Genomic DNA, 1,215 nt, shown 5'->3' with positions numbered 1-1,215 from the left:
TTTTTTAACATTTTGACAATTAACAGAATCTTCCCCTGACTTTTTACACTCCTTATATTTCTCCGTCGCTTCTTTGGGATGATTAAGCCACCAATCTGATGATTTTGTATCTTCACCACATGCGGAAAGAATGAAAATAGACATTAAGAGCGTACAAATTTTTTTCATCTTTGATTCCTCGTATGGACATTACAATTGCTGATACAATCAGCAATTGTAATTCTAGTCAAGAGCAAAAATACCTATTGAACTATATTCTTTGCAATCAGTTTCGAATCCAAAACGAATCTCTTTTATGTTCAAAAGCAATCTTAATAAGATCATTGGCTTTAAAGATGAAACCGAGGCGCAACCTAATTTAACCCTTGCATTTAATAGCTGACTCGCAACTGTGTTTGGTGTTGAATTTCTAAAATGAGCTATTTCATCAACTGTAAATCCTATACTGTATAAAATAGTCACGTTCTTTTCTGAATCAATTAATCCATCATCATCGTAAAAAATTTGATGAAGTTGAGAAATGCGTATAGCATCATGTTTAGTCATAAAAACCTCTAGCCAGGTTGTTGTGATTAGCAGGCGAACAAAACACCACTTTTGTTCGCCTGCGACTACTTCTAGTAGCCTGCGGCAGGCACAGGCAAAAACATCGTTTTTGGACAATCATGGATAAAATGTTAACATTTTGACCATGATTGTCTATCCTGCATTGTATTGTTCTATCGATTAACAATCCCTCTCAATTAGGGTTGTAAATGCTATTCGATCTCCATTAAATACAAAATTGGGGTTTATAAAATAAAATCCTTTACGCATTGTCTTTGCTATAATCTGAGCTTTTTCTAACTCGTTAATTCCTCTCTTTAACGTAGCATAACTAAGTTTTAAGCTATCATAGCTTTTTAAAAAGTCATCAAGAGCCCTTGAATCCAAAAGAACCTGATCCTTTGCAAAGGCTTGTTTTTGAACAGCCCATAAAAGAACATTAAAAGCTTTAATTCCTGCCGATGATAAATCAAACGTTAACCCAATATTCGCAGTAAACAACTTAACAAATTGCTCACTATCTACACGCTTAAAAGTGGTTACATGTGTTCCAAACTTTTCTCCCGTGTTTTGATTAACCAAAACATTGTCATCCCGCCCAAGACGAGATACTTGTATCCGTTTCCCTTTCATCGGGATCGTCATAAGCTCTAAAAACGGGTTTGTTTC

The 1,215-nt window shown here is 35.1% G+C and carries 3 protein-coding genes; all 3 read right to left on the bottom strand.

Going from position 1 to position 1,215, the window contains the following annotated elements; translation table 11 throughout:
• Positions 1 to 168: EexN family lipoprotein (locus EUA93_RS21725; RefSeq protein WP_165355266.1), on the bottom strand; the 168-nt coding region annotated here is incomplete at its 3' end.
• Between the two features lie 54 nt (positions 169 to 222).
• Positions 223 to 663 carry a helix-turn-helix transcriptional regulator gene (locus EUA93_RS21415; protein WP_165355265.1) on the bottom strand — a complete coding sequence of 147 codons (441 nt, stop codon included), beginning with the start codon at positions 661 to 663 and terminating at the stop codon, positions 223 to 225.
• A 63-nt stretch (positions 664 to 726) separates the two neighbouring features.
• Positions 727 to 1,215 (bottom strand): replication/maintenance protein RepL (locus EUA93_RS21405; RefSeq protein WP_129402382.1); only part of this gene is annotated, 489 nt, incomplete at its 5' end.

Source organism: Nocardioides oleivorans (genome assembly GCF_004137255.1).
Classification (GTDB): Bacteria; Actinomycetota; Actinomycetes; order Propionibacteriales; family Nocardioidaceae; genus Nocardioides; species Nocardioides oleivorans.
Note: the sequence above shows the minus strand (reverse complement) of the source record. Positions and strands in the feature narration are given on the sequence as shown.